Here is a 6624-nt window from a genome sequence, read left to right on the forward strand (position 1 = left end):
TGGCGAAGGTGTAGAGGATCGCTGTCTTTACGTCGCCAGTTATCTGGGCGTAGTAGAGTGAGGCGACTGCGATGACGGCCGCGCCGGCGTTCCAGAAGTTGGCGGCGAGCATCAAGGCGGCGCCGCGCCTCCTCGGGGGGGTGAACTCGGCGAGGGCGGAGTATGCGGGGCCCACCTCTCCCCCCACGCCGAAGTTGATCACCGAGGTGGTGGCCAGCGCCGTAGCGAGGTCGAGGCGGTCTGCCCAGAAGGCGGCTACGAACCACAGAGTCCCAAGGGTATAGATCAGGAGGGAGGCAATGAGGCCCAGCCTCCTGCCCACGACGTCCCCCAGCTTGCCCAGGGCCAGGGCGCCTAGCATAAAGGCGAGGGAGTTGGCGGCGAATATCAACGTGGCGTTTTTAGCCAGCTCCTCTAGTAGGAAGAAGGTGGCTGGGACGAGGCTGAACAAGACGCCGTCTAGGAAAAAGCTGGCGCTTACAATTCCAAAGAGCTTCCAGTGGATTTGTCTCCACGACATAACCACATTATCCGATTTCTATAATAAATTTTTCTCCTCAGTGTTATAGCGGGGGATAACGTTTTTATTTGGAATCGAGTGGTTGCTTATGGAGCTGAAGATTGGGAGGGCGATTATTAGACACGCGCTTAGGGACTTGGACGATTACAGCGACGTCGACGTGGCTATAGTGGGGGCGGGGCCTGCGGGGCTCACCGCGGCTAGGTACCTGGCGGAGAGGGGGCTGAGGGTTGTGGTGTACGAGAGGAGGTTTTCCTTCGGCGGAGGGATAGGGCCTGGGGGCAACATGTTGCCTAAGATCGTGGTGCAGGAGGAGGCTGTGCCCATACTGAGGGACTTCAAGGTGCGGTACAGGCCGGCGGAGGACGGGCTCTACACCGTCGACCCGGCTGAGCTCATCGCAAAGCTCGCGGCGGGGGCGGTGGACGCCGGCGCTAAAATTATACTGGGGGTACACGTAGACGACGTGATTTTCCGGGGGGACCCGCCGAGGGTCACCGGCTTGTTGTGGATATGGACGCCTATCCAGATGTCTGGGATGCACGTCGACCCGCTCTACACCCAGACCAAGGCCGTGATAGACGCCACTGGCCACGACGCGGAGGTCGTCTCCGTGGCGGCTAGGAAGGTGCCTGAGCTGGGGATACAGGTGGTGGGGGAGAAGTCGGCGTGGTCGGATGTGTCGGAGAAGCTGGTGGTGGAGCACACAGGTAGGGTGGCCCCCGGCCTCTACGTGGCCGGCATCGCCGTCTGCGCCGTATACGGTTTGCCTAGAATGGGGCCTATTTTCGGCGGAATGTTGATGTCTGGGAAGAAGGTGGCGGAGGTGGTGTATAAAGACCTGGTGGCGGAGGCTCATGCCGTTCGAGCTTAAAGTCCAAAGGCCCACGGAGCTTAGGTGCACCAACTGCGGGAGGCTGATTAGAGAGGGGGCAATTGTGGTGAAGACGTGTTGCGTAAACAAGCTCTGGGTGTTCTGCTCTAGGAAGTGTTCTAAACAGTTTGTGGCTAAGTGGACTCGTAATCAAGACGCGGGAGCTGGCGGCAGGCTGAGGAAAGCCGCCATTTAACATAGCCGCTTTTTCATTCTATACGCAACCCCCCCGCCTACGTCCAGCCCAGCCACGGCGCTGGGTCGCGCGCCGCCAAGTCTATGAACCCTATGTCCCCGGCGGCTGAATCCGTCCCTCCGTGTGAAATGTGACTAGGGCGGGCTCAAGGCTAAGCTCATTGCCATGGAGCTCGCCGGGGGGGTTGTTGGCCCTCTGACGAGTCTCTGGGATCCGCCCTTTGCCCGCCAGCGGGGGCCCCCGGCCGGGGCGGGGAGGGGGCCAGTCTTTGTTCCGTCGGTTAGTCTTGCCGTCCCCACTAATAGGCACTGCGGGTGCTAAATTCCAGCTCTCCGATAGGTGTGGTTGGCTTCTGGTCGCCGATCTACTGGCTGTATTTCCTCACGAGGTTTATTAGCAACGATATATCTCTAGCGGCTTCCTCGTCTGTGCGGTATCTGCTGAATATTAGTTCCTTATCGGGGCCGTTGTATTGATACTCGTGAAGCGAAAGCGCTATCTCCGTCGCGAAGTATACCTCCATGCCGATGGATTCTGCCAGTAGACGCGCCACCTCTCTAAGCCTCGTCGTGGGCATGAACGCAATAATCCAATAAGCCTCGGATATCTTTTTCCCGGTCTTTAGCCTCTTCTCTCCGGGGTATTTCCCGCGTATCCTCTCCTCCTCCTTGGCGGCGAGAAGTGCCAGGACCGCCTTCCATGCCTGGAACGCCTTTCCCGCTGCATTTCGTATTAGCCCTTGTCTTAAGAAATCCAGCGCCAACTCCGCCTCATATAAGGCTTCCTTGCTCCTGGTATTAATATACCCGTCGAGGTCTATCCAAGGTTTTTTTAACTCCACATAACCGCCGTGGGTTGAACTTAAATGTTTATTCAAAGAGGGGTTCGACCTTTTCGGCGGTCTAGGCACGGGGGCTGTAAGTGGCATTCTCGCCGTGGATTCTGACGTGTCTATGAGGTGCCTTTTTTCCGCTGTTTAGATGCGCCCATTGGCCGTTTTACCCCTCGCTGTAGAAGCCGCGGTTTGCCCGCGGCGTGTTTTCTATTCGGTATAGGTACTCGGCGGCGTCGGGGGGGATTCCTATATATTTTATCTGTCCCACAATCCCCCCGGCGCCAGCTCTGCCTATTTTCACCTCTATTCCCAGCCTCAGCTCCGGCACTGCCCTGTACCACCTCTTGAGGGTAGGTCACCTCGTCGAGTATTACAAAGGCGCTTCTAACCCCCACCTCTCCTTCAGCCTAGTCACCTCTCTCAACACCTCTGCCAACTCCCGGTAGTCGGCTAGGAGGTCGCAGGTGTAGTAAAAAAATGGAGCGGGGTCCCTACCCTCCTACACAAGCCGCTTCACCAAGAGACTCGGCGCGGTGGTCTTCCCCACCTGCCTCGGCCCGAATAGGAAGTGGAGGGCGTAGGGCTCCAGCTCCACCTCGTAGACGAAGCTGGGCACCCCCCTAACAGGCGTCTCGGCCCACCTAGTCAGATGGGGGTTCTCCTCAAGCCTCCCCCTCCACCAGGGGTTTAAAAAATCCACGGAATCCACAATTCCAAAAGGTTTAAAAACTTTGGAATTTCAAAATTCCAAAATGTTTAAGTGCTGGATACGGCGCGCCAGAAGTCCAGTTCGTACCTCTGTATCGCCCTGGCCACGAAGCGGTAGCGCCCCCAGTCGAGATACCTCTCCGCCACGGCCTCCGCCGCCGCCTCCAGCTCGTCGTAAGGCCCGGCGAACATCTCCAGAAAGCCCAGCTTGGAGTAGCCCCGCCCCCTTGCCCACCTCGCCAGCGCCGCGCAGTTCTCGCCCCAGACGGGGAGGTTCACCGTCATGGCCACGGCGAGGTCCCCCAAGGTGCCGTGCAGGGCGAGCCAGCTCAAGAAGTGGGTGTAGGAAACCGCCGACGGGTCCACGGCGTCCCAGCTGAAGGCCACCCCCACCTCCTCAGCCAGCTCCCGCAACAGCTCCAAGGCCCTGTAGTCCCCGTCCACCAGCAACTTGACGAGGCGGTACTCGTCCCCCTCCCTCGCCTTGAACATGGCCGCGGACAGCGCCTTCAAGTCGTGGGGCACTATGTAGAGCTGGTTAGCCACAAACCTGCGAAGGGCCTCCCCACTGGGCTTGAGGGCAGCCAGGATCTCCCTATTAAGCGGCTCCAGCTCCCTTCTAATAGCCTCAATGACCCTCATACGCCGCCTGCCAAAACTCCAGCTCGTACAGAGACGCCTCCCGGAAGTAGGGCCACAGCTCGTCGGGGCGCCTCCCAGAGCTGTCCAGCACGGCCCTAAGCCTCTCCACGAGGGCTCTGTACTCCGGGGAGAGGTAGACGGAGGCCCAGCGCCTGTAGACGGCGACTGGGTTCCCCTCCAGCTTGTCCCGATGGGCCTCTGCAATCTCCAGGTAGCTCCAGAAGCATGGCAGAACCGCCGCCATGCAACTGTAGAAGTCCTCCAAGGCGCAGACAGACTTGAGATACGACATATACGCCCTGTTTACCCTATTAGGCTCCGCCGCCTCGGCGTCTCTCAGCGTAAGCCCCACCTCCGCCAGCAACCTCTCGTAGTTAGCCATCTCCCCCGTCACTGTGCCGTAGGCCAGTTCCAGCGCCGTCTTCATAAGCGACACGTCGGGCGCCTTGGCCGCGGCGAGGGAAAGCGCCTTGGCGAAGTTAACCAAGTAGTTGTAGTCCTGGAGCAGGTAGTACCTAAACTTCTCCAGCGGAAGAGACCCCCCGTACAGCTCCACGACGAAGGGATGCGCCAAAATCCTCCCCCAGATGTCCCCAGCCCTCCTCCTCAACTCGGCCGACGACATAAAACACTTATCCTCCACATATAAAAACATTATTACACTGATTTATTTAGGGGACGTGTCACCTCCGTGGGTCTGGAGGACTGGTTTGAGAGAGGAACCTCATTTATGAAAATGGCTTACATAGCACTGCGCTCGGGGGTTTACAACTTGGCGTGTTTCAACGCACACCAAGCGCTGGAGATGTTTTTAAAAGGCCTTATCGTAGACGCCACTGGCTCCCACCCCTTTACCCACAGCATTACAGAGCTACTGGAGGTGTTGAAAAAGCTGGGGAGGGAGGTGCCGGAGGAGCTTTTTAGAGAGGCTGAGTGGATGGAGCCCCACTACATACTCGCCCGCTACCCCGCCAGGGGGGTGAAGCCCTACACGGAGGGCACCGCCAAGAGGTGCATAGCGGCAATGGAATTGATAGTGAGCTTAGTTGAGCGCTGGTCCGGGCGGGAGATACCTAGAGGAGGCTAGAGCCGGCGTATTTCACGCGCCGTGGGCTATATATACGGGTGGTGTGTAGATCTGTGGTTAAGATTGAGGTTTTTGTAGAAAGGGTGAGGGAGTACCCCGAGAGATTTTCCCACTGCATATCTTCAATAGTGGAGCGGTACGGGGGCCGCGTCTCGGTTCTACTATTCGGCTCGCGGGCGGCGGGGAGGCACGGCGCCGCGAGCGACTTCGACATAATAGTGGTACTGCCGAGGTACGAGGACTACTTCGAGGAGGCGGCGGAGATTAAGAGAATGTGCAGAGGGGTACCCCTCGACCTGCTTCTCTACTCGCTGGGGGAATTCGCCGTAGACGGCGTATTGGCGAAGATGTTGGAAAACTGCCTTGCGCTGTTCGACGGCCTCGGCCTCGGCGTCTGCCGTCAGGCGGAGCCGGGGGGCACAATCCAGCGGTCTACGTAGCGGTCTAGGTTCTGGAGCACCACTATGCGGCTCGGCTCGTCGTCGTCCATGTAGACAAAGCGGGCGCCCAGCCTCTCCAGCTCCCCCAGCAGTTTGCGGCTCCACTCCTTAACCTCCTCGTGGCTGAGCATGTCCTCCCTCCTTAGCCTAAAGGTGGAGTGGCCGAGGTGCATGTAGCTCTTCACCTCCACGAAGTGGGGGTTGCCCCGCTTCACGATCTGGGCGAACTCCGGTATGTACCTATCGTCGTAGTTGAGGCTCCTGATCAGGGTGATGCGGAGCACAGTCCTCGTGGGGGCCTTGGCGATTATGTCCAGAGACTCCAGCCACCTCTCCCAGGCGTCCTCCACGTTGTAAACCGGCACGTTTATCCTGTAGTACAGCTCCCTGTTCGGCGCGTTTGTGGAGAGGTAGAGCTGGGTGGGCAGGGCGTCCTCCTCAATAAGCCTCCTCAGCATGTCGGGGTGCTGTCCGTTCGTGACGAGAAATACAGACTTGGTGTGGGGAAGCGACTTCACCAGCTTAATCAACTGGGGCAGTTTTGGATACATAGTGGGCTCCCCCGAGAGGGAGATGGCCCAGTGGGTGGGCGCAAGAGCCTCCTTAACCCTCCTCCGCCCCTCTGGGTGGCCCCAGTAGCCCGAGAGGAGGCGCCTCCTCTCCTCCAGCACCCCCCTCACCACCTCCTCAGGCTCCATGTAGAACCTCTCGTCGAGGACAAAGGCGTCGAACTCCTCCGTGGGCCTCCAGCAGTAGACACAGCGGTTGCTACAGACAAGCCCCACCGGGCTCATCTCCACACATCTATGAGACCCCCCCGCCGGCGCGTTGTAGAACTTCACCTTGTAGCAAGACTTCCCCCCCTCAATGGCGTCCTTAGTCCACTTACATAGCTCCACCACGGCGTGGCCAACGAAGCCGTAGTGCCGCTCCACCAGGGCCCTCCCGGCGGAGGCCCTAATCCTAAGCCTCGGCCCCTCCAGCACGTGGTACCGCCCCAGCGCCACGTCTTCACAAGACACGTACAACCCCCGTTGCCACTATATAAAGTTAAAAAAGGCCGCAGTCCACGAGAGCCTTCAGAATTCTAAAGGTCAGGCCCCAGATAACCCAGCTCCCAGCAACATATGCGTAGCGCCCCATCCACTCCTCCTCCACAAGCTCCTCCCTCGCCACCCACCTCGCCTCGGCAACCTCCCGGGGGTTGGGCCTCACCTCCCCCTCCCACCTGTCGAAGACGAAGGGGACAACCTTTAGCCACGGCGCGTTTTCCGGGCTCTGCGGCGCCATGACCCCCACAAGCCCCGTGGGCCTAACCCCCA

At 59.3% G+C, this 6624-nt stretch carries 12 protein-coding genes; 4 read left to right on the forward strand and 8 right to left on the reverse strand.

All coding sequences use genetic code 11. The annotated features are described in order from the left end of the window. The coding region (locus ACP5J3_RS09595) for an MFS transporter (RefSeq protein ID WP_428495485.1) at positions 1-520 on the reverse strand (520 nt) is incomplete at its 3' end. Positions 521-608: 88 nt separating this feature from the next. On the opposite strand from ACP5J3_RS09595, the gene ACP5J3_RS09600 reads away from it, so the two are divergent. Both ACP5J3_RS09600 and ACP5J3_RS09605 read left to right on the forward strand, forming a co-directional pair. Then, positions 609-1394 (forward strand): sulfide-dependent adenosine diphosphate thiazole synthase, encoded by a 786-nt coding sequence (locus ACP5J3_RS09600; protein ID WP_428495486.1) that lies wholly within the window; start codon positions 609-611, stop codon positions 1392-1394. Then, the gene (locus ACP5J3_RS09605; protein ID WP_428495487.1) at positions 1378-1590 is read left to right on the forward strand and encodes a hypothetical protein; all 213 of its coding nucleotides are present in this window, start codon (positions 1378-1380) and stop codon (positions 1588-1590) included. The genes ACP5J3_RS09600 and ACP5J3_RS09605 overlap by 17 nt, the downstream gene beginning before the upstream one ends. A gap of 364 nt (positions 1591-1954) precedes the next feature. On the opposite strand, the gene ACP5J3_RS09610 is transcribed toward ACP5J3_RS09605, so the two are convergent. From ACP5J3_RS09610 to tenA, 5 genes are all read right to left on the reverse strand, one after another. Next, the gene (locus tag ACP5J3_RS09610; protein WP_428495488.1) at positions 1955-2431 is read right to left on the reverse strand and encodes a PaREP1 family protein; all 477 of its coding nucleotides are present in this window, start codon (positions 2429-2431) and stop codon (positions 1955-1957) included. Between the two features lie 157 nt (positions 2432-2588). Continuing rightward, positions 2589-2753 (reverse strand): hypothetical protein, encoded by a 165-nt coding sequence (locus ACP5J3_RS09615; protein ID WP_428495489.1) that lies wholly within the window; start codon positions 2751-2753, stop codon positions 2589-2591. Between the two features lie 171 nt (positions 2754-2924). Further along, positions 2925-3125, reverse strand: coding sequence for a hypothetical protein (locus tag ACP5J3_RS09620; RefSeq protein ID WP_428495490.1), 201 nt, complete (start codon positions 3123-3125; stop codon positions 2925-2927). A gap of 56 nt (positions 3126-3181) precedes the next feature. Continuing rightward, positions 3182-3775: a TenA family transcriptional regulator gene (locus ACP5J3_RS09625; RefSeq protein WP_428495491.1), complete on the reverse strand. Its 594-nt coding sequence runs from the start codon at positions 3773-3775 to the stop codon at positions 3182-3184. Further along, positions 3762-4400, reverse strand: a complete 639-nt coding sequence (gene tenA / locus ACP5J3_RS09630; protein ID WP_428495492.1) for a thiaminase II — start codon at positions 4398-4400, stop codon at positions 3762-3764. The genes ACP5J3_RS09625 and tenA overlap by 14 nt, the downstream gene beginning before the upstream one ends. A gap of 66 nt (positions 4401-4466) precedes the next feature. Between tenA and ACP5J3_RS09635 the strand changes: the two genes are divergently transcribed. Together ACP5J3_RS09635 and ACP5J3_RS09640 are read left to right on the forward strand one after the other, a co-directional pair. Continuing rightward, positions 4467-4862 (forward strand): HEPN domain-containing protein, encoded by a 396-nt coding sequence (locus ACP5J3_RS09635; RefSeq protein ID WP_428495493.1) that lies wholly within the window; start codon positions 4467-4469, stop codon positions 4860-4862. Positions 4863-4900: 38 nt separating this feature from the next. Next, a complete protein-coding gene (locus tag ACP5J3_RS09640; protein WP_428495494.1) occupies positions 4901-5302 on the forward strand; it encodes a nucleotidyltransferase domain-containing protein in 402 nt (133 codons plus the stop codon). On the opposite strand, the gene twy1 is transcribed toward ACP5J3_RS09640, so the two are convergent. Both twy1 and ACP5J3_RS09650 read right to left on the reverse strand, forming a co-directional pair. Next, on the reverse strand, positions 5263-6324 hold the full coding sequence (twy1, locus tag ACP5J3_RS09645; RefSeq protein WP_428495495.1) for a 4-demethylwyosine synthase TYW1: 1062 nt from the start codon (positions 6322-6324) through the stop codon (positions 5263-5265). The two genes, ACP5J3_RS09640 and twy1, sit on opposite strands and share 40 nt — an antisense overlap. 28 nt (positions 6325-6352) lie before the next feature. Beyond that, positions 6353-6624 (reverse strand): NUDIX domain-containing protein (locus ACP5J3_RS09650; protein WP_428495496.1); only part of this gene is annotated, 272 nt, incomplete at its 5' end.

The organism is Pyrobaculum sp., from assembly GCF_049971835.1.
GTDB lineage: Archaea > Thermoproteota > Thermoprotei > Thermoproteales > Thermoproteaceae > Pyrobaculum.